The organism is Halapricum sp. CBA1109, from assembly GCF_009741825.1.
In the GTDB taxonomy this organism is placed as follows: Archaea; Halobacteriota; Halobacteria; order Halobacteriales; family Haloarculaceae; genus Halapricum.
Map to the genome: position 1 here is coordinate 1 of NZ_WPCA01000038.1, position 21,123 is coordinate 21,123.

Genomic DNA, 21,123 nt, shown 5'->3' on the forward strand with positions numbered 1-21,123 from the left:
GCGTCGAGATGTTTTCCCCACGTTTTTGCAGTCGGGGGTTCCCGCAGGCCGAAGGCCCGAGGGAAACCCCCGAGCTGTAAAAGTGGTTAGTCGTCAGCGGGCGTCGCGTTCCGGCTCGTGATGTCGACCGGGTCGGCGTCGACGTCGAGTTCGTCCAGCGCGACCTGTGCGGCGCGCTTGCCGGAGACGAGCATCGCGCCGAAGGTCGGGCCCATCCGCGGGAGGCCGTAGGTCGTCGCGGTGGCCATCCCGGTGACGACGAGGCCGTCGTGGGCGAGGCCGGTGTGTTCGACGACGGCGTCCTCGGACTCGCCGACCCACATCGAGTCGTGACCGGGCGAGTCGTGGCCCGGGGCGCCGTAGGTGTCGTCGTCGGTGGCGTCCATCCCGGCGTCGCCCTCCTCGATGCCCGGCGCGTTCAGGACGCCGCGCTCGTCGAGTTTCTTGACGGCCATCGCGTCGTGGCCGGTCGCGTCGATGACGAGGTCGGCCTCGACGGCGATGGGGTCGACACACGTTATCTCGCGCGGGAGCGCGTGGACCGGCGTCCAGTTCATCACGATGCCGCCGACCTTGTGGTCCTCGCGGATCACGATGTCGGTGAACTCCGTCATGTTCTGCATCTTCGCGCCGGCGTCGCAGGCGGCCTTGATGAGACCCGAACACGCTTCGGGGCCGTTGGCGACGTAGAGGCCCTCGCTGTCTTTGGACTGTTTGTGCTCGACGTCCAGTTCGTCCAGCACCTGCTGTGCCGGGTCCCGGACGGTGACCTTGTTCATCAGGAACCCGCCGAGCCAGAAGCCCCCGCCGAGGTAGTTGTTCTTCTCGACGACCATCGTCTGGACACCGCGTTCGGAGAGTTCCTTCGCTGCCATCAGCCCGGAGGGACCGCCACCGACGATGATGACGTCCGAATCCGAGAAGTCCATGAACTCCTCGGTCCACTCCTGCCCGATTGCGCGTGTGACTTCCGCCTCGCCGACGTCGCTGAACTGCTCGAAGTCGCTCATACCACTAGGTAATATCTCTCGGTGGTTAAAGTGTCTTCCGCAACGGATTTTCGCTACGCACCGTCCGGAACTGCCCGGAGACAGCCCCTACTCGTCACAGCTGACCATCGCGGTCACGGCGGGTTCAGCCTCGCCGGCCTCCAGCAGTGTCGTGAAGGTACTGCGCGGGCAGGATTCCGGGTGGTAGGTGCCGCCGCTGGCCCAGTCGTCGCCGTCGACAGCGATACTGTAGCTGCCGTCCTCGTAGTCGCTGCTCTCGAAGGGGGTACTGACGCCGTCCTGAATCGTCTCGTCGGCGTACTCCTCGACGACGGTGTCCTCGGCGTCGGTGACGGTGATCGTGACGGTCTGTGCCCGGCCGCTCTGGTTGTTCAGCACGATGCGAAGCGTCCGCTCCGGCGTCGACTCGCCGCCGGAACACCCGGCGAGGACGACTCCGGTCGCGGCCGCACCCGCAGTCAGTAGCTGTCGTCGTGTCGTCATACGTGCTGGACGCCCAGAGCGGCGATAAGCGTACGCGACGGAACAGGCCGAAACCCGTCCCCGTCCCAGTCGAGTCGAAGACGGTTTGAACACCCGCGACGAGAGACGAGTATATGAGTTCGGACGCGGACACAGGCGAGGCGCTGGACCACAAAAACGCGGGCGAGGACGTCATCGCGGTCGACGCCGACGACAACGAGCAGGGGCTAGTCAACCGTCTGGAGGCCCACACCGGCGACGGTATCCGCCACCGCGCGTTCACGGCACTGCTGTTCGACGAGGAAGGACGCATCCTGCTGGCCCAGCGCTCGGCCGACAAGCGCCTGTGGGACACCCACTGGGACGGCACCGTCGCCTCCCACCCCGTCGAGGGCCAAACGCAGGTCGAGGCCACCGAGGAACGCCTCGAGGAGGAACTCGGGATCACGCCCGACCAGTACGAGGACCTCCGGGTCACCGACCGCTTCGAGTACAAGCGCTACTACGAGAACGCCGGCCTCGAACACGAGGTCTGTGCCGTTCTCAAGGCGACGCTGACCGACACCAGCCTCGACCGTGACCCCGCGGAGGTCGACGGCCTCCTGTGGGCCGACTACGAGGACCTCCACGAGAACCCCCAGTACTACCGCCAGTTGCGCCTCTGTCCGTGGTTCGAGATCGCGATGCGCCGGGACTTCGAGTAGTTACACGTCGCCGGCGAGGACGACCCCGAACATTCCCTGCCCCCTGTGTACCAGACAGTTGTACGGGTAGACGCCGCGCTGCTGGAACGTGTACTCGTAGTTGACGCCGGGCGTGCCGGTGGGATCCCCCGAGTCGAGTGGCTCGCCCGTGACACTGGCGTCCCAGTCCCCACCCGTGGTATCGGTACTGCGTACGTTGTGATCGCCACCTTCGCCGGTCCACTGCCAGTAGACCGTCGCCCCCGGGTCGATCCGGATCGCGGCTGGATCGAAGGACAGTCCGTCGCCGGCGCCGACGGCGACGGTCACGTCCGTCTGTCCGCGGGCGTCGTGCACGGTTCCGTCGTACCCGTTCGCGCTCTCGAGATAGGACTCGGCCGCCGCCGGCACCTCGATCAGTCCACCCCCGCTCTGCCCTGCACTCGGGGCCGGCGTCCGCTCGGTCTCCCGGTCGGCAGACGGGGTCGAGTCGTCGGGACCGCTCCCGCAACCGGCCAGCGCCACCGTCGCGCCCACACACGCTCCGAGTACCGCGCGTCGACTCCGATCCATACGCGGTCGTTTGGGTGGATAGGGAAATCTATCTTGGGGGCCAACTCTCCTCGACCACGATGATATCGGCCGGGCTACCGCGGGTTCACTCCCGCTGGACTGCCGTGGCCGATCCGTCCGCTCACTCGTCGGAGCGGCGAACCCAGTCACTCGGCCAGCGTCCAGACGGCCTCGCCGTCGGCGCTCCCGGCGCGTTCGATGACCTCCCGTCGCTCCATCTCCGTCAGGACCTCGTCCAGCCGGTCGGGCTGGGCTATCTCCATCTCGATGCGCTCGACGCCGTGAAACGACCGCAACGCCGCCCGGATGTCCGCGGGCGTGAACCGCTCGGCGTCGGATTTCTCCATCACGCCGCTGATCAGATCGATCATATCCTCGACGAAGTTCCACGGGTAGACGACCCACGCCCACTCGGCCAGTCGCTCGCCGACGAAGTCCGGTTCGAACTCGCTGGTCCCGAGCAACTGCAACGTCGCCGTTCGGACCGCGTTCGGGTCCCGGTCCTCGACGTAGGCCTCGGCGTGGGACATCGACTGGCCCGTGTCGGCGATGTCGTCGACGATCAGGACGTCCTTGCCGGCGACCGAGCCTCGGGCATCGGGTAGCGGACTTCCGGTTCCTCGCCGGCCTCGCCCGCGCCGACGTAGTGCTCTATCTTCAGGCTCGTGAGGTCGTCCAGCCCGAGGAAATCACACAGGCACCGGCCGGCGAACCAGCCGCCGCGAGCCAGCGCAACGACGACGTCCGGTTCGAAGCTGTCGGCTTTCACCTCGTCGCTGACCTCGCGGGTCAGCCCGTAGATGTACTCCCAGTTCGTGATCGTACAGGGGAACTCGTCGGGCAGGTCGCTCATCGCCCGGGACGTACGGCGGCGCGAGTAAGAAGCCGTGGGATTTTGTCCCCGGAGCGTATCACTGCCGAATAATGACGCCCTCCAGACGACGCGTCCTCCGCGCCGGCGTCGTCGCCGCCGGAGCGCTCCTCGCCGGCTGTACCGACACAGGCACGACGACGGTCCCGTCGACGGCGACACCGTCGACGACCCGCGACACGCCCAACCGGACGACAGACGGGACGACCACCACCGACGCCGACGGGACGGCGACGCCGCCGTACGCTGCGCCGTCGGCCTACGAGACGACGACGCTGTCGCTGTCGGCGACGGCCGACTGCTCGCTAGGCGCGACGCTGACAGTTCCCGAGGGCGACGGGCCGTTCCCGGGTGCCGTGATCGTCCACGGGTCGGGACCGCAGGACCGCGACGGGACGACCGGGCCGGTGAAGCCGTACCGCGATATCGCACGGGGCCTGTCGACGTACGGCGTGGCCGTCCTCCGGTACGACAAACGCACGTTCGCCTGCACGGGAACTCTCGACCCGGCGGCGCTCTCGCTGGACGACGTGGTCACCGACGACGCGCTGACCGCGCTGGAGCGGTTGCGCGAACACGACCGCGTCGCGGCCGCGGACACGGTCGTCGTCGGCCACAGCCTCGGCGGGGCGCTCGCGCCGCGGATAGCGAGCCGCGACGGACAGGTCGCCGGCGTCGCGATGCTGGCGGCCAACGCACGGCCGCTTCCGGATCTGATCGTCGCACAGAACCGCTACGCCCTCGAACGGGACGGCGAACTCACCGACGCCGAGCGCCGGCAACTCCGGCAGGTCCGGGCCCTCGCCGAACGGCTTCGGACGGTCGATATTGAGTCGGGCGAAGTCCTCGCGGGGGCCGGCCGTCCGTTCTGGCGGGGTCTCGCCGAGTACGATCAGGTCGCGGCCGCCGAGGGGCTGTCGCTACCGATGTTCCTCGCACAGGGACCCGCGACCGACAAGTGTCCCCCGGGGACGATTTCGGACAGTGGCGGGACGCAATCGGCGGTCGCGGGAACGTCCTGACACGGTCGTACGACGGGCTCAACCACTACTTCGTCGACGGGGCGGGCGCGCTGGAGACCGGCGGGAACCCCGAAGCCGGCGTCGTCGACCGGCAGGTCGTGGTCGACCTCGCCGCGTGGGTCGAGGAGGTGACCGACGGGAACGTTTAACGGGATAGCCGCGCCAGCAGGGGTATGGACACGCGAGCGGCATTTCTCGTCGACGCCTTCACCGACGATCCGACGACCGGCAACCCCGCCGGGGTCGTCCCCGATGCGGACGACCTCGCCGACGACCAGATGGGGGCGCTGGCGAACGAACTCGGGGCCAGCGAGACGGCGTTCGTCACCGCGAGCGAGGCGGCAGACCGCGAGCTCCGGTTTTTCACCCCCGAGACGGAGGTCGACCTCTGCGGGCACGCGAGCGTCGCCGCCCACGCCCTGCTGTTCGAGCGCGGCGCTATCGAGGCCGGCGACCACACCGTCGAGACGGGCGCGGGCGTGCTCGACGTCTCCGTCGAGGAGGACGGGACAGTGTGGCTGACTCAGAACGATCCAGTCGTGACCGACGCCGACGCGGACGTCGACACCGTCGCGGCGGCGCTCGGAACCGACCCCGAGACTATCGAGAACGTCGGCCTGCCAATCGGTCGGGCCTCGACGGGCCTGCCGTATCTCGTCGTCCCCATCGAGTACTTCGCCGACCTCTCGGGGCTGGACCCGGATATGACGGCCATCGAGGCGCTGACCGACGCCCACGACGTGACGGGCGTCTACGCGTTCACCTTCGACACGCTGGAGGGCGAGTCGACACTGCACGGCCGGATGTTCGCTCCCGGCGTCGGCATCGAGGAGGACCCAGTGACGGGGACGGCGAGCGGCGCGGCCGGCGGGTATCTCGACCACCACGGCGCCGTCGAGGACACCAGCGCGATGGTGTTCGAGCAGGGGCACTTCCTCGACCGGCCGGGGTACGTCACCGTCCACGTCGCTCGCGGGTCCGTATCGCCGGGCGCGCGGTGACGACGCTCGAAGGGTCAGTGGTCGTGCCCGAGAGCGACGACGAGGATATCATCGAGGCCTGATAGTGCTTCTTGTAGCTGTGTACCGGTGCGACCGCCCGAACTCTGGCGGTCGATACCGAAATGACCTACAAGAAGCACTATGAGTAGCGGGTTGCGCAACCACTAAATCGGAGTAGCGCCAACGGAGGTGCAGATGCAGCGGGTCGAACCGGAACCACAGGAGTTCGAACGGGTCCTCTCGTCGATGTGTACCGAACCCCATCCGGCAGCCCGGCAGGCGGCCGAGCGGTTTCTGGCGACCAACCCCGGCGACCCGACCACCTACCAGCGGGTCGCGGAACTCGAACGGGAGGCCGTCGGGATGTTGGGGACTATCACCGGCCTCGAGGACCCCTCGGGCTACGTCACCAGCGGCGGGACCGAAGCCAACGTGCAGGCGATGCGGGTCGCCCGCAACCGGGCCGACACCGACGACCCGAACGTCGTCGTCCCGACCAGCGCCCACTTCAGTTTCTGGAAGGCCGCCGAACTGCTGGGCGTCGAACTCCGGACGGCACCACTTGCGGACTACCGGGCCGACACCGCGGCGATGGCCGAACTGGTCGACGGGGACACCGTCTCCGTCGTCGGCGTCGCGGGGTCGACGGAGTACGGGGCCGTCGACCCGATTCCCGAAATCGCCGACATCGCTCACGACGCGGGGGCGCTGGCGCACGTCGACGCCGCGTGGGGCGGGTTCTACCTCCCCTTTACCGACGACGACTGGGACTTCGCGGACGCGCCCGTAGACACGATGACCATCGACCCGCACAAACTCGGGCAGGCCGCGGTGCCAGCGGGCGGACTGTTGGCCCGCTCGGAGGAGTTGCTCGCGGAGTTAGCCATCGACACGCCGTATCTGGAGTCGGCCAGTCAGGTGACGCTGACGGGGACGCGCTCGGGGGCCGGCGTGGCGAGCGCCGTCGCCGCGATGGACGCGCTGTGGCCCGCCGGCTACCGCGAGCACTACGAGCGGGCGATGGACAACGCCGAGTGGCTGGCGGACGCGCTGGCCGCCCGCGGGTACGACGTCGTCGGCCCGCGCCTGCCGCTGGTCGCGGCCGACGTGTCGCTGTCGCTCATCGAGCAGTTGCGCGACCGCGGGTGGCGGGTTGCGACGACCGGCAGCGACGAACTGCGGGTCGTCTGTATGCCCCACGTCACGCGGTCGATGCTCCGGTCGTTCGTCGCGGATATGGACTGGTACTGACCGGCGACTCGAAGACGGCACAATTTAGTCAGCGACTCCCAAACACCCGCTCGTGGCCGTCGAACTACCCGTGGTCCTCGTCGTCGAGTCCCTCTACCAGACGATAGAACACGCCGTCAGGGCCGCGACCGGACCGCTCGGCCTACTCATCATCGGCGTGTACTCGTTTCTGATTGCCTTCATCCTCCCGCTGCCCAGCGAGGTGGTCCTCGCGCCCGCCGGGTCGATGCGTCTGGGCCTCCCGTTCAGCGTCACGATGGGCGTGATCATCCTCGTCAGCGGCCTCGGGAAGGCCGCGGGGAGCCTCTTCGCGTTCCACATCGGGCAGGAGGCCAAACAGTCCGGCCCCGTGATCAGGTTCATCGAGCGCTCGCGGTTCAACATCGTCGCCTACTCCGAGAAGAAGACGGTCCAACTCGCACAGCAGTACGGCTACATCGGCCTCGCCATCGCGCTGTCGGTCCCGTTTTTCCCCGATACCATATCCATCTACGCGTTCACGGTTCTGGAGGAGGACTACTACCGGTTCGCCGCGGCGACGTTCGCGGGCAGCGTGGGTCGCCTGCTCGTGACGATTGCCATCGCCGGCGGCGTGTTCGTGGTGTTCTGAGCGGACTGTTTTCAGCCACCGAGGCGAAGGATTAATCGCGGCGTAGCGACTACCGACGGGACGAGACGGGAATGCTCACACACAGCCTCGAACGGCGAGCGAGCGGACACTCGCCGGTACTGGTGCTGGCCGACCCGCTCGACACCGAACGGCACGACGCCTGCCGGGACCTGCTCGCCACGGGACCCGAGATGCAGGCGCTGGTGTTCGCCTACAGCCGTCGGCCGCAGTTCGTCGCCGACCAACTGGGCGACGTTGAGGCGGCGACGGTGCTGTCGCTGGGCGAGGCCGACAGCCCCGCGACGGCCGCGGCCCACGAGGCGGTGACCGTCGAGTCGCTCCCGGCCGCGAACCTCACGCGGGTCGCGTCGCCGTCGCCGACGCCCTCGACCGCCACGACGCCGACTCGCTGTCGGTCTGTCTCGGGTCGGTCACGACGCTGTTGCAGTACGTCGACGTCGAGACGGCGTTTAAGTTCCTCCACGTCACGCTCGGCCGTCTCGACGGCGTCGCCGGGACAGTCCACGGCCACCTCGACCCGGCCGCCGTCGACGAGGAGACGGTCGCGACGACGCGGTCGCTGTTCGAGTCCGTCCTCGCCCGCGAGGGCGACGGCTGGGCGGTCGAGTCGACCTAGCAGGAGGCCGGCGCCGTTGGCTGCCGGATGACAGCGTACTCGCCCCGAGGGTCGTGTATGCGGTCTGCGACGGCCGTTTGGAATTCGTCGACTGTGTTCCGTGACTCTGTGTATCTATAGCTGACATACAGTTATCATCTCGGCGTGCGTCTACTCGTGTATGCAGACTCGTCACATCTCCTCACAGGCGTTGCTCGGTGTGTTGGTCGTCCTTGTCGGGACGGTGTTGCTCGCGCAGACGACCGGTGTCGCGGACGTCGCCATCGTCTGGACGTACGTCCCGGCGCTGTTCGTCCTGTTCGGCCTGTTCGCCCTCGTCGTGAGCGGATTCCGCAACGTCGTCGGCCCGTTGCTCGTCGTCGCCGTCGCCGGGGCCTGGCAGTTGGTGACGCTCGGGTACCTCTCGGTGGCCCAAGTCCTCCAGTTGTGGCCGCTGTTGCTCGTCCTGTTCGGTGCCTCGATCGTCCTCGGACAGTACCGCTCGCGTACGCACAGTGTCACCGAGTCCTACGTCCACTCGCTCGCGGTGTTCGGCGGGAGTGACAAGCGCGCGACCGGGCTGTTCACAGGGAGTGACCTGACCGCCATCTTCGGCGGCACGTCGCTGGATCTGCGGGACGTGACGCTCGAAGACCGCCCGGTGTACGTCTCGGCGACGGCGCTGTTCGGCGGCGTCGAGATTGTCGTCCCACGGGAGTGGAACGTCCAGATGGACGTCCTCCCGATCCTCGGGGGAGCGAGCGACGACCGGCCCCGCCGCGAGCACGAACACGACGAGATTGACCTCGTCGTCACCGGGTTCGCGGCCTTCGGTGGCGTCGTCGTCGAAGACTGAGTGGGACGCGGTCGTCGCACCCGTCCCCGGCGCACCGTGTGCCATCCCTTCTCAATACGATTTTCGAAATTCGCTTTCGAGGTTCGTAATCTTTCGCCGGGCTTATTACGATGTGCGGACTCCGATGGGACAATGACAGACGTAGAAGACCGGACGATACTGCTGATCGGCAGTGGGCCGATCCAGATCGGACAGGCCGCGGAGTTCGACTACTCCGGCGCGCAGGCGTGTCGCGCCCTGCAGGAGGAGGGCGCGCGCGTCGTCCTCGTCAACTCGAACCCGGCGACGATCATGACCGATCCGGAGATGGCCGACAAGGTGTACCTCGAACCGATCAATACCGAGGCCATCTCGGAGATCATTCGGAAGGAAGAACCGGACGGCGTCATCGCGGGTCTGGGCGGCCAGACCGGCCTCAACGTCACCGCCGAACTCGCCGAGGAGGGCGTCCTCGAGGAACACGACGTCGAGGTGATGGGAACCCCGCTGGACACCATCTACGCGACCGAGGACCGCGAGCAGTTCCGCGACCGGATGGAGAACATCGACGAACCGGTCCCCGAGTCGGTCACCATCGAGTCTATGGACGAGGTCGAGGAGGCCGTCGAGACCGTCGGTGGTCTCCCGGTCATCATGCGGACGACGTACACGCTGGGCGGTGCCGGGTCCGGCGTCATCGACGACATGGACGAACTCAAAGAGGCCGTCCGCAAGGGCCTGCGCCTCTCGCGCAACAGCGAAGTGATGATCACCGAGTCCATCGACGGGTGGGTCGAACTGGAGTACGAGGTTATGCGCGACGCCGACGACTCCTGTATCATCATCTGCAACATGGAGAACCTCGACCCGATGGGGATCCACACCGGGGAGTCGACGGTCGTCACGCCCTCGCAGGTCATCCCGGACGAGGGCCACCAAGAGATGCGCGACTCGGCGCTGAAGGTCATCCGCGAACTCGGTATCGAGGGCGGGTGTAACATCCAGCACGCCTGGCGCGACGACGGCACGCCCGGCGGCGAGTACCGCGTCGTCGAGGTCAACCCGCGCGTCTCTCGCTCCTCGGCGCTGGCCTCGAAGGCGACCGGCTACCCCATCGCCCGCGTCACCGCGAAGGTGGCGATGGGCAAGCGCCTCCACGAGATCGACAACGAGATCACCGGCGAGACGACCGCCGCCTTCGAACCCGCCATCGACTACATCGTCACGAAGGTCCCGCGGTGGCCGGTCGATAAGTTCCGCGACGTGGAGTTCGAACTCGGCCCGGCGATGAAATCGACCGGCGAGGCGATGTCTATCGGCCGAACCTTCCCCGAGAGCCTCCTGAAGGCCCTGCGCTCCTCGGAATACAACCCCTCGGTCGACTGGGAGGACATCGGCGACGAGGAACTCCGCGAGGAGTACCTGATCCGCCCGACGCCCGACCGCCCCTACGCTATCTTCGAGGCGTTCTCCCGCGGGTTCACCGTCGCCGAGATCAACGAGATGACCGAGATCCGCGAGTGGTACCTCGAACGCTTCCAGCAGGTCGCCGACGCCGCCGAGGCCGCCCAGAACGGGAACTTCGAGATAGCGGGCGAGGCCGGCTTCACCGACCAGGAGATCACCGCCATCGCCGGCGGGGAGTTCAACGACACCCACCACTCGTGGCTGCCCGCCGACGTCGACGAGGACGGCGACGAGGAGGTCGAGGCGGCCGCCGACGGTGGTGCGACGACCGAGAGTTCGATCCCCGACGGCGTCACCGTCGAGACCGTCGCCGCCGACACGACCGACCGGGACTTCAAACTCGTCGACACCTGCGCCGGCGAGTTCGTCGCGACGACGCCGTACTACTACTCGACACGTGATCCCATCTCGGGCATCGACCGCGACGAGTTGCAGGTCGACCGCGACGTCGAGAGCGTCGTGGTCGTCGGCGGCGGCCCCATCCGCATCGGGCAGGGCGTGGAGTTCGACTACTGTTCGGTCCACGCCGTTCGCGCCCTGCGGGAGATGGGCATCGAGGCCCACGTCGTCAACAACAACCCCGAGACGGTGTCGACGGACTACGACACTTCCGACGGCCTCTTTTTCGAACCGATCACCGCCGAGGAAGTGGCCGACGTGGTCGAGGCGACCAACGCCGACGGCGTGATGGTCCAGTTCGGCGGCCAGACCTCCGTCGACATCGGTCACCCCCTCGAACAGGAGCTGCAGCGCCGCGAACTCGACTGTGAGATTATGGGCACCTCCGTCGACGCGATGGACCTCGCGGAGGACCGCGACCGCTTCAACCGCCTGATGGCCGATCTGGGCATCGCACAAGCCGAAGGTGGCTCCGCGACCAGCGAGGTCGAGGCGCTGGAACTCGCACAGGACATCGGCTATCCCGTCCTCGTGCGCCCGAGCTACGTCCTCGGTGGCCGCGCGATGGACGTCGTCTACAACGACGACGACCTCAAGACGTACATCGAGGAGGCAGTCCGGGTCAGCCCGGACAAACCGATCCTCGTCGACGACTTCCTCGCCGACGCGGTGGAACTGGACGTCGACGCCGTCGCCGACGGCGAGGACGTGCTGATCGGCGGCGTTATGGAACACGTCGAGACCGCCGGGGTCCACTCCGGCGACTCGGCGTGTATGATCCCGCCCCGCAGTCAGGAGATCAAGGCGGTGATGCCCCGTATCCGCGAGGTCGTCGAGGACATCGCCGACGCGCTCGACACGGTCGGCCTGCTGAACGTCCAACTCGCCGTCCGCGACGGCACCGTCTACGTGCTGGAGGCCAATCCGCGCTCCTCCCGTACCGTGCCGTTCATCTCGAAGACGACCGGCGTCCCCATCGCCAAGATAGCGGCACAGGTCATGGCCGGCGCGACGCTCGCTGACCTCGACATCCAAGAGCAGATCCCGGATCAGGTCTCGATCAAGGAGGTCGTCCTGCCGTTCGACCGCCTGCCGGGCAGCGACCCGCGCCTCGGCCCCGAGATGAAGTCGACCGGCGAGGTCATGGGCACGGCCGGAAGCTTCGGGAAGGCCTACCAGAAGGCCCAGATGGCCGTCAACAAGCCGATCCCGCTGGAGGGGACGGCGCTCGTCGACCTCCCGGTCGTCGGCTACGAGGACCACTTCGAGACCGTCGACCTGGAGGACTACGACGACACCGAGGCCGTCGTCGACGCCATCCAGAGCGGCGAGATAGACATCGTCCTCTCGCGGGACCGCGAGGTGCTTGAGGCGTGTGTCGAGGAGACGGTCACGTACTTCTCGACGCGGGAGAGCGCCGAGGCGGCGCTGGAAGCGGTCAACGCCGCCGACGATCCGTTGAACGTCCAGGCCATCGGCGACCGGCCGAAAGACGCCCGCGAGTGGGGCAAGTGACGCCCGCGCCGTAGCCGACCGTCGCTACTCCTCGCCGACGTTGCGGATGAACCCGGTCCGGAAGCCGATCCAGCCGATGACGCTGATGAACAGGATCGGCGGGAGGATCAGAAAGCCCCACAGCGGGTTGACGCCCCAAAAGAGGATCAGAATCACGTTCCCGACACCGAGCAACAGGAACGGCGCGATGAACAGCGTCGCCACCCGACGGTCGAGGCCCTCCTCGCTCGCGGCCGCGGTACTCATACCCCGATCTAAGCGGTTAGTACACAAAAGAACGACGTTGCGCGCGTGGTGGTTCGGCGTTGATTCGACCGGTGGAAGGGGTCAGCGGGGCGACGGACCGATCAGGCCTCGGCGTCCGCGTCGGTCTCGTCTTCGGTCTCCTCCTCGTCGTCCTCGGTGTCTTCCTCGTCAGCGTCCTCACTCTCTTCCACGTCCTCGGAGTCTTCCTCGTCACTCTCCTCGGCGTCGTCCGCCTCGGTCTCTTCGGCGTCGTCCGCTTCGGTCTCCTCAGCGTCCTCGCTCTCCTCTTCGTCAGCGTCCTCCGGGGTCACGTCGCTGATCATCGCGCCGAGGTCACCCTCCAGCATCCCGTCGAGGTGCTGGTGGATGAGCTGGTGGATCTCGGTGACGAAGTCGGGGACCTGCTCGGGCATCTCCGTCGGCGGGCCGCGCTCGCTCACGTTCGCCCCGCGGTCGGCGTGGGGGCCACGGTCGCTCACGTTCGCCCCGCGGTCGGCGTGGGGGCCACGGTCGCCCATCATATGCTCGCCGCCCATAGCGTGGGGACCGCGTTCGACATCAGCCGGCGGCCCGTGGCGCTCGTCGGCCGCGGTGTCGTTCGCGGCCGCGGCGTCGTCTGCCGTCTCGTTCGTGTCGTTGGTCGGTGCGTCGGTCGGTGCGTTGCCCGGCATCGCGGCGGCCGTCCCGCCGACGACCAGCAGGACTGCCATCGCGACGCCAGCGATCTTGAGTGCGTTCATGCGACAGTCGGACCAGGGGGCTATCGGTACTTCAACCGGGCCGGCGCCGAAGTCGGCTCGGGGCCGATTGCCTCGATTTGCCGCCGTTTCCGGGCGAAAATCGAGTTGAACGTCGACAGATATATATGGGAGAGTGAGATCGATGGCCGAGCCGGTCCCGACGGGCCCTCGTCCGCGGCGCCCGAGTACTTTTGAGACTCGGTGCCGAACCCGATGGTATGGAACACGAGGCCACAGTCGAAGGGGTGGGCGTCGGCGTCGGCGACGACGGGTCCGGCGCGCCGGTGGTGTTGCTCCGGGCCCGCGAGGAACTGGTCCCCATCTTCGTCAGCAGCGATCAGGCCCAGTCGATGCAACTGGCTATCGAGGGCGAACCGTTCGAGCGCCCGCTGACACACGACCTGCTGATCGAGATGATATCGGAGTTCGGGGCCGCCATCGACCGCGTGCGCATCGACGATCTGGCCGACGGCACCTTCTACGCGAAGATAGACGCAGAGCAGTACAGCGGCGGCGAGCGAAAGGACGCCGTCTTCGACGCCCGGCCCTCCGACGGCATCGCCATCGCCCTCCGGGAGGACTGCCCCATCGTCGTCTCGGAGGCTGTCGTCAAGGAGGCGGGCCAACCGCCCGAGGCCTTCGAACCCGACGAGGGCGGCCCCCGCGGCGGTCCCGACGAGGAACCGTTCGACACCGAGGACGACTCGGACTTCGAACTGTGAACTACGACGCGGTCGTCTTCGACAACGACGGCGTCATAGTGGACCTGACCGGCGACGACACCCACCGGGCCGGCGCGCGGGACGCCTTCGAGGCCGTCGGCGTCACGGACCCCGACCCTGCGGACGTCGAGGCGATGAGCATCGGCGTCACGGTGCCGAAACTGACGGCGGTCTGTGACCGCTACGACCTCGACGTAGAGCGGTTCTGGCGGGCGCGGGACCGGGCGCTCTCGGAGCGACAGCGGGACCTGATGCGGGCGGGCCGCAAGCGTCCCTACGACGATGTCGACCACCTCGACCGCCTGTCGCGGCCGCTGGGCGTCGTCTCCTCGAACCAGCAGGCGACGGTCGAGTTCGCCTACGACCACTTCGGTCTGGCGGACCACTTCGAGACGGTCCGGGCCCGCCCGCCGACGGTCGAGAGCCTCCGGCGAAAGAAGCCCGACCCACACTACGTCGAGGCGGCGCTCTCCGAGTTGGGCGTCGAGAGCGCGCTGTACGTCGGCGACTCCGAACACGACGTCGAAGCGGCCCACGCCGCCGGCGTCGACGCCGCGTTCCTCCGCCGGCCACACACCCGCGGTCGGACCCTCTCGGTCGACCCCGAACACGACCTCTCGGGGCTGGACGAGGTGGCCGCGCTGTTCGACTAGAGGACGGCCCCGCTGCGGAGCACGACGATGAGTGCTGTCAGCGTCGGGATGGAGACCAGTGTGGAGACAAACACGACCGTCGAGACGTAGGCTTCCGGGTCCGGGCCGTCGGTCGTCGGCCCGGCGAACTCGCCGACGAGGATCAGCGGCGTCACCGCCGCCGGGGTAGCACACTCGAGCACGAACACCCGGGCGACGGTGGCGTCCTCGAAGGGGAGCGCCAGCGCGATGCCGAGGGCGACGACCGGCGCGACGGCCATCCGCAGGGTCGTCGCGCCCGCGACGCTCCCGATAGCCCCGCCGAGGTCGGCGTTCGCGAGTTGGATACCGAGCAACAACAACATCACCGGGATGGCGGCCTCGCCGACGGTCCCGACCGTCTCGATAGCGGTCGAGTCCGCCGGCGGGAGGACGTCGAGCCACTGGGCGAGGAGGGCGGCGGCGACGGCGTAGACTAGCGGAATCGAGGCGACTCGGCGGAGGCCGGCGGCCGCGCCCTCGGCCTGTCCGCGGGCGGCGACGTACACCCCGAGCGTGTACATGAGGACGCCCTGCACGCTGATGAACAGGACCGCCGTCGCGCGACCGGTCTCGCCGAACGCGAACGACGACAGCGGGATGCCGTAGTTGCCGGCGTTCGAGAACGCCGCGACGAGGACGAACGCACCGAGTAGCGGCTCTTTCTGGCCGGCGAGTCGCCCGATGCCGTCGCCGAGCGCGGCCATCACGAGCGTAAAACCCGTGACGCCGACGGCCAGAACTGCGAGCGTCGACCCGCCCAGCGGCGTCGTCGCGAGGCTGTGAAACACCAGCGCCGGCGCGAGGACGTAGACCGTGACGGTGTTCAGCGGCCCGGGGTCGACGTCCCGCGCGCGGCCGAGGGCGTAGCCGACGGCGGCGACGACGATGATCGGCAGGATTGCCGTCGCGAAGATACCGGCGAGCGAGCCAGTCACGACCGGGGGCTGGAACGGGACGCTGAAAACGACCGCGGTCCGCGGGCGGTGACGGCGAGGACGCGGCGGCGACCGACTGCTCGCGTGAGCGCGAGGCTCTCCTCGGACGGGAGTGACGACAGCAGGGCGTTTATGCCCCGGCCACACCAGCGACCGGTATGGGCAAACAGCCACACCTGCTGGTCGAGGACGGCGACGTCAACGACCTCGCCATCGTCCCGGGGGACCCGGGGCGGGTCGACCGCATCGCCGGCCACTGCGAGGACGTCGAGACCGTCGCACAGAACAGGGAGTACAAACTCGTCAACGCCACCTACGAGGGGCGGCCGCTGACTATCTGTTCGACGGGCATCGGGTCGCCGTCGGCCGCCATCGCCGCCGAGGAACTGTCGGCGGTCGGCGTCGAGACCCTGCTGCGCGTGGGGACGACCGGCGCGCTTCAGTCGGGCATCGAAATCGGCGATATGATCGTCGCCACGGGCGCGGCCAAAGACGAGGGGACGACCAAGCGCTACGAGTCGGCGACGGTCCCGGCGGTGGCCGATTACGACGTCCTCTCGGCGCTGGTCGATGCGGCCGAAGAGAAGGAGGAACGCGCGGTCGAGCAGCGCGAGACCGCGAAGGGGGCGACCGGCGACGCCGGGAGCCGAGTCCACGTCGGACCGGTGGCGACCGACGACGCGTTCTACGCCGAGACCGACGAGTACGTCCGCGAGTGGGAGCAGGCGGGCCTACTGGCCGTCGAGATGGAGGCCGCCGCACTCTTCACGCTCGCCCGGCGGAACGGTATCGCCGCGGGGGCCATCTGTACCGTCGACGGGAACCTCGTCGAGGGGACCCAGAAGGGCGAGACCGACGCCGAGGAGTTACCCGAGAAGGCAAAGAACAACGTCGAGCGGGCCATCGAGATCGGACTCACGGCGGCGACGCGCTGCTGAGGGCGGTACGGTTTTACCTGCGGCTTCCCGATACCGACAGCATGGCTAGCGACGGCGTCGACGAGCGGCTCAGGGCGCTCGGACGGGGACTGCTCCGGGCCGAGCGCCGGCGGGTCCGGGCGTTCCGTCGCTGGATCGAGACCACGTCGAACCTCGTCCACCTCACGGTGCTGGTGGCCATCCCGCTGTTGCTGGGTGTCGTCACCGCGCTGGCCGAGGCCGTCGAGTTCCTGCCATATCTACTTTTCCCGCCGCTGGCGTCGGGGTCGTACACGCTGTTCTCGAGCCCGGAGGGACAGCAGGCGTCCCCGCGGCGGTTCGTCGGCGGCCTCACCGCCGGGGCGTTCTGTGGCTGGCTGGCGCTCGCGGCGACGGCCGTCCTGTGGTACGGCCAAGACCCCGCGAGCTACGAACTCAACGCCGCGGCCGTCGCTGTCGGTCTCTTCCTCACGGGCGCGGTGACGTGGGCGCTTGACATCGAGGAGGCGTCGGCGTTCGCGACCGCGCTGCTGGTCCACGTCACCGGGGCCTCGCAGGTGACCTACGTCCTGAGCGTCGCCGTCTCCAGCGCGCTGGTCGCGGGCGTGTTCACCCTCTGGCGGGAGTACGTCTACGAGGAGCGGGCACAGTTCCTCTACGAGTCGACCCGGGGCGACGACCACGTCCTCGTCCCGATGCGGGGGGAGCGGCCGACGGCGACGGCGGCGTTCGGCGCGCGGTTGGCCGCCGCCCACGACGCGGGGAAGGTCGTCCTGCTAGACGTCGTCGACGACGCCGCCGCGGCCGAGCAACGGCGCGCCGAGATAGCCGACGGGAGCGACGCCGAGACGGCCGCGCCGTCGGCCGACCCCGACCCGGTCGACCCCGGCGACATCAGCCAGCAGTGGGCCGAGTACTACGAGGAACCGGCGGCGACCGGCGGGACCTCGACCGTCGAGTCCTCGGCGGCGACGCTGGAAACCGAGAGCGAGTGGATAGAGGAAACCGTCGGTGTCCCGTGTGAAGTCGTCGTCGCCGTCGGGCGCGGATCGCTGTCGAAGACGATCAGTCGGGTCGCGGCCGAGACCAACTGTGACCTGATAGCGACGCCGTACGAGACCGACGGTGAGGGGCTCGCACCACACATCCGGTCGTTGTTCGGCGGCGACACCGACCTCGTCGTCCACCGGTCGTACGCCGGCCGGACGGAGTGGCGGCGCGTGCTCGTGCCGGTGCGTCGGGCCGGCGACGTGGCCCACAGTATGCTGGAGTTCGCGACGCGGTTGGCCGGATCGGTCGGGCGGGTGAGCGTGGCGAACTGCATCGACGACGAGGGGGCGCGGCGGAAGGCCGAGGAGATGCTCGCCGACATCGCCGAGACGGCCGACGGACCGGTCGAGACGCGGGTCGCGCGGACGGACATCCAGTCGTTTCTGGCCGACACCGGCCCGGAGTACGACGTGGTCATCATGGGCGCGAGTCAGGACCGGTCGGCGGTGTCGCGACTCATCAAACCGCCGACGTTCGAGCGGATACGGACCGTCGAGACGGACGTGGTGATCGTCGACCGGAACTACTGATCGTCGTCGGTGAGCCTGTCGGCGATGCTCTCCATACCCTCCCGTCCCAGCGCCGACTGGACGATGAGGTGTCCGCCGATGACCGCGGGGCTGATGACGGTGTCGGCACCCGCACGCCGGAGTTTGTTGACGTTCTCGCGGGCCGTCGCGGCCGCGACGATATGGACCTCGGGGTTGAGTTCCCGGGCGGTCAGGATAGCGAGTGCGTCCTGTGCGTCGTCGTTGGTCGCGACGACGACGCCGGAGGCTCGCTCGACGCCGACGGAGTGGAGCGGTTCCTCGTCGCTGGGGTTGGCGGTGATGGCCGTGATGTCGCGCTCCCGGAGAGTGGCCGTCCGGTCGGGGTCAGGGGAGACGACGACGAACTGGGTGTCCAGTTCCTGGAGTTCTTCGAGTATCGGTTCGGTCAGGTCGCCGTAGCCGAGGACCACGATGTGGTCTTCGAGCATGCTGAGTTCGGAGTCTGTCATAGTACCGAGTGCGGCGGCGAATCGGGCTTCGATGGCCGGGCCGAGCAGCGTCCCGGCGGCCAGACCGAAACTGGCGACGCCGACGACCAGCACGGACATGCTAAACAGCTTCCCGATCTGTGAGACCGCCGAGATGTCGCCGTACCCGACGGTGCTGGCCGTGACGAGCGTGTAGTAGAAGGCGTCCAACAGCGTATCGACGTTGTTGAACTCCTCCCGGAGGGCGTAGGTCCCGGCCGTCCCGTACACCTGCGCGCCGATCAGTGCGCCGAGGGCGGCTATCTGACTCGTCGATATCGACCAGTCGCTGTCGAACCGGCGGTAGTTCAGCGCCACCAGCGGGAGCGCCAACACCGACAGGCCCGTCAGCGACAGCGAGACGGGACTCCCGCCTTGGATGATACCCTGCAGGGCCGTCACCGGGAGGAGGACGACGGTCAGGTACCACGCCACGCGCAGGCCGCGGCGGAGCGCGAACGACCCCGCCAACAGGAGAAAGCCCGTCATCGCGCCGGTGAAGCCGGCGGCGCGCTGGGCGGAGGCCGGGACGTACTCGCTCAGCGGCCCGGTCAGCGTCGGCTGGACGATGTTCTGGATGCCGACCAGAAACGAGAGCACCGCGACGACCATCACGACGCCGACGGTCGCTCGCGTCCCGAACCACCGCCGTCTATCCATACCCTGTGTCTGCCGGGGACGGGATATAAATCCTCGAATCCGGGGCGACTCGCCGCCGAGGGTGGCGACACCCATAAACGGCCCGCCGCCGACGCTACCGCGTATGGCTTCCCTTCCGGTCGAGGTGCTGTTCGGTATCTATCTCGGGGTGTTGACCGGCATCATCCCGGCGCTGATATCGGGCGTCCTCGGCTTCCTGTTCAAGTACGTCACCAACGTCACGCTCCCCGGGTTCGGTGTCGTCGTCCTCGGCGTCGCGCTGGCGGGGATCAACGGCGGCCTGTTAGCGCTGGCCGACCCGGTCATCCTCGAGTCGGCCAACGCCGCCACCGTCCTGACCGGCCTGCTGGTCGTGATGATGATGTCGCTGTACGCCCACGCCAAGGGCGACCAGTTGGGCGCGACGCTGCCGCGGCGGCTCTCGCTACGGAAACTCGGCGAGCAGACGCTGTCGGCCGACCTGGCGAACGTCGTCGTCGGGCGCAACGAGATACGGATCCGCGTCGTCGGGCAGGTCGAGGACGTGCCGGGCTACCCGCCGCTGCCGCCGGAGTTGCGCGAGTCAATCCGGGGCAGCGAGTGGAACCTCCCCGCGGACCTGCAGGTCTCGGAGTTGGAGACGCGGCTGGCCGACCGCCTCCGGACAACCCACGACTTGGCCGACGTGACCGTCGAGATAGACGAACGGGGCGAGGCGACGGTCGCCGCCGCACCGCCGACGTCCGGGCTCTCCCGGCGCGTCCCCTCGGGCAAGCGGGCGGTGTCCGTCGCCGGGTTGGTCCCGACGGGGCTGGCCCGCGGCGACGTCGTCCGCGCGGCGACCGACGGCGGGGACGTCACGGGGACGGTCCTCAGCGGGCGGTCGAAACCGTCCGGGACCGACGCGACACAGCCAGCGCCGACGGCCGACTTGGAGCCGACGGGCGAACAGACAGACGGGGAGGCGCCCCCGGTGGTCGAGCGAGCGCCGACGACGACCGGCGGCGACGGGCAGGTCACGCTGTCGGTCACCCGGCAGTCGGTCAAGCCGCTGCTCGCGGCCGACCGGCCGCCGCTGTACGTCGAGCGCGGGGCGACGGCCGGGAGTACGAGGTCATCTCGCTGTTACAGCGGGCCGGCCGCCGGTTCCAGCGGACGACAGTCCGGTCCGGGGGTCGCCTCGACGGGGCGACGCTCTCGGGGCTCGCGGCCGAGGACGTGGCCGTGCTGGCGGTCCGACACGACGGGGAGTGGCGGTTCGCGCCGCGGGCGACCACGACGCTTTCGGCCGGCGACGAACTGTTCGCCGTCGGGACGAGCGACGGACTGGCGGCTGTCTCGGAGGGGGCCGCGTGAGCGTGGCGCCCGTCGACCCGGTGACGGCCGTCGGGAGCATCGTCGGACTCGGCCTCGTCGCGGCGGTGCTTTCGGGGGCGTCGGCGGCCGTCTTCCGGTGGTACGCGGACCAGCGGATCCCGACCGGTCCGGCGGTGTTGATCGGACTGAGCGCCGTGGCCGCCTACCTCAACACCCGGACGGCGCTCGGGCAGGTCGTCGGCGGCGACACCGCGTTCTCGCCGATGCTCGCGCTGTTCAACGTCGGGGCCTTCGCCGTCGCGGCCGCGGCCGGCGCCGCCGGCTGTCGGGCCGGCGACCACCTCAGCGCCGAGTTGCTGGTCGGCGGCGTCTCCGTCGAGAACGGGATGAACCGGGTCGTCCGCAGCGTCGGTCGAGCGATCAGCGTCGAGATTCCCGAGGACATCGAGGACACCACGGGCTACGATCCGGTCGACGCGGAGACGAAGGCCGCGCTGGCCGGCCAGACGTTTCTCTTTCCGCGACGGCTGACCGTCGACCAGTTGCGCGA

Annotated in this window: 20 protein-coding genes and 4 pseudogenes; 15 read left to right on the top strand and 9 right to left on the bottom strand. The window is 68.6% G+C overall.

Features of this window, described 5'->3' with window-relative positions; translation table 11 throughout:
* Positions 1-86 precede the first annotated feature (86 nt).
* Positions 87-1,010, bottom strand: a complete 924-nt coding sequence (locus tag GJ629_RS06130; protein WP_157512212.1) for a sulfide-dependent adenosine diphosphate thiazole synthase — start codon at positions 1,008-1,010, stop codon at positions 87-89.
* 87 nt (positions 1,011-1,097) lie between these two features.
* On the bottom strand, positions 1,098-1,493 hold the full coding sequence (locus GJ629_RS06135; protein ID WP_157512213.1) for a hypothetical protein: 396 nt from the start codon (positions 1,491-1,493) through the stop codon (positions 1,098-1,100).
* A gap of 113 nt (positions 1,494-1,606) precedes the next feature.
* Between GJ629_RS06135 and GJ629_RS06140 the strand changes: the two genes are divergently transcribed.
* On the top strand, positions 1,607-2,176 hold the full coding sequence (locus GJ629_RS06140) for an NUDIX domain-containing protein (RefSeq protein WP_157512214.1): 570 nt from the start codon (positions 1,607-1,609) through the stop codon (positions 2,174-2,176).
* Here GJ629_RS06140 and GJ629_RS06145 read toward each other — a convergent pair whose 3' ends face one another.
* Both GJ629_RS06145 and GJ629_RS06150 read right to left on the bottom strand, forming a co-directional pair.
* The gene (locus GJ629_RS06145) at positions 2,177-2,728 is read right to left on the bottom strand and encodes a halocyanin domain-containing protein (protein ID WP_157512215.1); all 552 of its coding nucleotides are present in this window, start codon (positions 2,726-2,728) and stop codon (positions 2,177-2,179) included.
* A gap of 146 nt (positions 2,729-2,874) precedes the next feature.
* Positions 2,875-3,581, bottom strand: a pseudogene (locus GJ629_RS06150) (phosphoribosyltransferase).
* 71 nt (positions 3,582-3,652) lie between these two features.
* Here GJ629_RS06150 and GJ629_RS06155 point away from each other — a divergent pair.
* From GJ629_RS06155 to GJ629_RS06175, 5 genes and pseudogenes are all read left to right on the top strand, one after another.
* The gene (locus GJ629_RS06155) at positions 3,653-4,621 is read left to right on the top strand and encodes a S9 family peptidase (RefSeq protein ID WP_157512216.1); all 969 of its coding nucleotides are present in this window, start codon (positions 3,653-3,655) and stop codon (positions 4,619-4,621) included.
* Positions 4,558-4,770 (top strand): hypothetical protein, encoded by a 213-nt coding sequence (locus tag GJ629_RS06160; RefSeq protein WP_157512217.1) that lies wholly within the window; start codon positions 4,558-4,560, stop codon positions 4,768-4,770. The genes GJ629_RS06155 and GJ629_RS06160 overlap by 64 nt, the downstream gene beginning before the upstream one ends.
* Before the next feature lie 24 nt (positions 4,771-4,794).
* Positions 4,795-5,684 (top strand): annotated as a pseudogene (locus GJ629_RS06165) (PhzF family phenazine biosynthesis protein).
* A 133-nt stretch (positions 5,685-5,817) separates the two neighbouring features.
* On the top strand, positions 5,818-6,873 hold the full coding sequence (gene mfnA / locus GJ629_RS06170) for a tyrosine decarboxylase MfnA (RefSeq protein ID WP_157512218.1): 1,056 nt from the start codon (positions 5,818-5,820) through the stop codon (positions 6,871-6,873).
* A gap of 52 nt (positions 6,874-6,925) precedes the next feature.
* On the top strand, positions 6,926-7,483 hold the full coding sequence (locus GJ629_RS06175; RefSeq protein WP_370515809.1) for a YqaA family protein: 558 nt from the start codon (positions 6,926-6,928) through the stop codon (positions 7,481-7,483).
* 211 nt (positions 7,484-7,694) lie between these two features.
* Here the strand turns inward: GJ629_RS06175 and GJ629_RS06180 are convergent, their stop codons facing one another.
* Entirely contained in the window at positions 7,695-7,880 is a 186-nt protein-coding gene (locus GJ629_RS06180; protein WP_157512219.1) for a hypothetical protein, read from the bottom strand.
* Between the two features lie 45 nt (positions 7,881-7,925).
* On the opposite strand from GJ629_RS06180, the gene GJ629_RS06185 reads away from it, so the two are divergent.
* The 3 genes from GJ629_RS06185 (at position 7,926) to carB (ending at position 12,315) form a co-directional block, all read left to right on the top strand.
* The gene (locus tag GJ629_RS06185; RefSeq protein ID WP_157512220.1) at positions 7,926-8,120 is read left to right on the top strand and encodes a hypothetical protein; all 195 of its coding nucleotides are present in this window, start codon (positions 7,926-7,928) and stop codon (positions 8,118-8,120) included.
* A 160-nt stretch (positions 8,121-8,280) separates the two neighbouring features.
* Positions 8,281-8,955 carry a LiaF domain-containing protein gene (locus tag GJ629_RS06190; RefSeq protein ID WP_157512221.1) on the top strand — a complete coding sequence of 225 codons (675 nt, stop codon included), beginning with the start codon at positions 8,281-8,283 and terminating at the stop codon, positions 8,953-8,955.
* Between the two features lie 132 nt (positions 8,956-9,087).
* Positions 9,088-12,315 (top strand): carbamoyl-phosphate synthase large subunit, encoded by a 3,228-nt coding sequence (gene carB / locus GJ629_RS06195; RefSeq protein ID WP_157512222.1) that lies wholly within the window; start codon positions 9,088-9,090, stop codon positions 12,313-12,315.
* 24 nt (positions 12,316-12,339) lie between these two features.
* On the opposite strand, the gene GJ629_RS06200 is transcribed toward carB, so the two are convergent.
* Both GJ629_RS06200 and GJ629_RS06205 read right to left on the bottom strand, forming a co-directional pair.
* Complete coding sequence (locus tag GJ629_RS06200; RefSeq protein WP_157512223.1) at positions 12,340-12,561, bottom strand: hypothetical protein; 222 nt, start codon at positions 12,559-12,561, stop codon at positions 12,340-12,342.
* Between the two features lie 101 nt (positions 12,562-12,662).
* On the bottom strand, positions 12,663-13,301 hold the full coding sequence (locus GJ629_RS06205; RefSeq protein WP_157512224.1) for a hypothetical protein: 639 nt from the start codon (positions 13,299-13,301) through the stop codon (positions 12,663-12,665).
* Between the two features lie 218 nt (positions 13,302-13,519).
* Here GJ629_RS06205 and GJ629_RS06210 point away from each other — a divergent pair, with 218 nt between their 5' ends.
* Together GJ629_RS06210 and GJ629_RS06215 are read left to right on the top strand one after the other, a co-directional pair.
* Positions 13,520-14,023 (top strand): bifunctional nuclease family protein, encoded by a 504-nt coding sequence (locus GJ629_RS06210; protein ID WP_157512225.1) that lies wholly within the window; start codon positions 13,520-13,522, stop codon positions 14,021-14,023.
* Entirely contained in the window at positions 14,020-14,676 is a 657-nt protein-coding gene (locus GJ629_RS06215; RefSeq protein ID WP_197428461.1) for an HAD family hydrolase, read from the top strand. Before GJ629_RS06210 ends, GJ629_RS06215 begins: the two co-directional genes overlap by 4 nt.
* Here the strand turns inward: GJ629_RS06215 and GJ629_RS06220 are convergent.
* On the bottom strand, positions 14,673-15,632 hold the full coding sequence (locus GJ629_RS06220) for an AEC family transporter (RefSeq protein WP_370515810.1): 960 nt from the start codon (positions 15,630-15,632) through the stop codon (positions 14,673-14,675). The two genes, GJ629_RS06215 and GJ629_RS06220, sit on opposite strands and share 4 nt — an antisense overlap.
* Positions 15,633-15,790: 158 nt before the next feature.
* Here GJ629_RS06220 and GJ629_RS06225 point away from each other — a divergent pair, with 158 nt between their 5' ends.
* Positions 15,791-16,570: a nucleoside phosphorylase gene (locus GJ629_RS06225; RefSeq protein ID WP_157512226.1), complete on the top strand. Its 780-nt coding sequence runs from the start codon at positions 15,791-15,793 to the stop codon at positions 16,568-16,570.
* 41 nt (positions 16,571-16,611) lie between these two features.
* The gene (locus GJ629_RS06230) at positions 16,612-18,129 is read left to right on the top strand and encodes an HPP family protein (RefSeq protein ID WP_157512227.1); all 1,518 of its coding nucleotides are present in this window, start codon (positions 16,612-16,614) and stop codon (positions 18,127-18,129) included.
* Here GJ629_RS06230 and GJ629_RS06235 read toward each other — a convergent pair.
* A complete protein-coding gene (locus GJ629_RS06235; RefSeq protein WP_157512228.1) occupies positions 18,123-19,277 on the bottom strand; it encodes an NAD-binding protein in 1,155 nt (384 codons plus the stop codon). The genes GJ629_RS06230 and GJ629_RS06235 overlap by 7 nt on opposite strands.
* 103 nt (positions 19,278-19,380) lie before the next feature.
* On the opposite strand from GJ629_RS06235, the pseudogene GJ629_RS06240 reads away from it, so the two are divergent.
* A pseudogene (locus GJ629_RS06240) lies at positions 19,381-20,612 on the top strand (potassium channel family protein).
* A pseudogene (locus GJ629_RS06245) lies at positions 20,609-21,123 on the top strand (hypothetical protein); the annotation flags it as partial. The pseudogenes GJ629_RS06240 and GJ629_RS06245, both read left to right, overlap by 4 nt.

What these genes read in the sequence shown, in the direction of transcription:
- GJ629_RS06130 (WP_157512212.1), bottom strand. Translation starts at nt 1,010, where the DNA reads ATGAGCGACTTCGAGCAGTTCAGCGACGTCGGCGAGGCGGAAGTCACA.
- GJ629_RS06135 (WP_157512213.1), bottom strand. Translation starts at nt 1,493, where the DNA reads ATGACGACACGACGACAGCTACTGACTGCGGGTGCGGCCGCGACCGGA.
- GJ629_RS06140 (WP_157512214.1), top strand. Translation starts at nt 1,607, where the DNA reads ATGAGTTCGGACGCGGACACAGGCGAGGCGCTGGACCACAAAAACGCG.
- GJ629_RS06145 (WP_157512215.1), bottom strand. Translation starts at nt 2,728, where the DNA reads ATGGATCGGAGTCGACGCGCGGTACTCGGAGCGTGTGTGGGCGCGACG.
- GJ629_RS06155 (WP_157512216.1), top strand. Translation starts at nt 3,653, where the DNA reads ATGACGCCCTCCAGACGACGCGTCCTCCGCGCCGGCGTCGTCGCCGCC.
- mfnA (WP_157512218.1), top strand. Translation starts at nt 5,818, where the DNA reads ATGCAGCGGGTCGAACCGGAACCACAGGAGTTCGAACGGGTCCTCTCG.
- GJ629_RS06190 (WP_157512221.1), top strand. Translation starts at nt 8,281, where the DNA reads ATGCAGACTCGTCACATCTCCTCACAGGCGTTGCTCGGTGTGTTGGTC.
- carB (WP_157512222.1), top strand. Translation starts at nt 9,088, where the DNA reads ATGACAGACGTAGAAGACCGGACGATACTGCTGATCGGCAGTGGGCCG.
- GJ629_RS06200 (WP_157512223.1), bottom strand. Translation starts at nt 12,561, where the DNA reads ATGAGTACCGCGGCCGCGAGCGAGGAGGGCCTCGACCGTCGGGTGGCG.
- GJ629_RS06205 (WP_157512224.1), bottom strand. Translation starts at nt 13,301, where the DNA reads ATGAACGCACTCAAGATCGCTGGCGTCGCGATGGCAGTCCTGCTGGTC.
- GJ629_RS06210 (WP_157512225.1), top strand. Translation starts at nt 13,520, where the DNA reads ATGGAACACGAGGCCACAGTCGAAGGGGTGGGCGTCGGCGTCGGCGAC.
- GJ629_RS06225 (WP_157512226.1), top strand. Translation starts at nt 15,791, where the DNA reads ATGGGCAAACAGCCACACCTGCTGGTCGAGGACGGCGACGTCAACGAC.
- GJ629_RS06230 (WP_157512227.1), top strand. Translation starts at nt 16,612, where the DNA reads ATGGCTAGCGACGGCGTCGACGAGCGGCTCAGGGCGCTCGGACGGGGA.
- GJ629_RS06235 (WP_157512228.1), bottom strand. Translation starts at nt 19,277, where the DNA reads ATGGATAGACGGCGGTGGTTCGGGACGCGAGCGACCGTCGGCGTCGTG.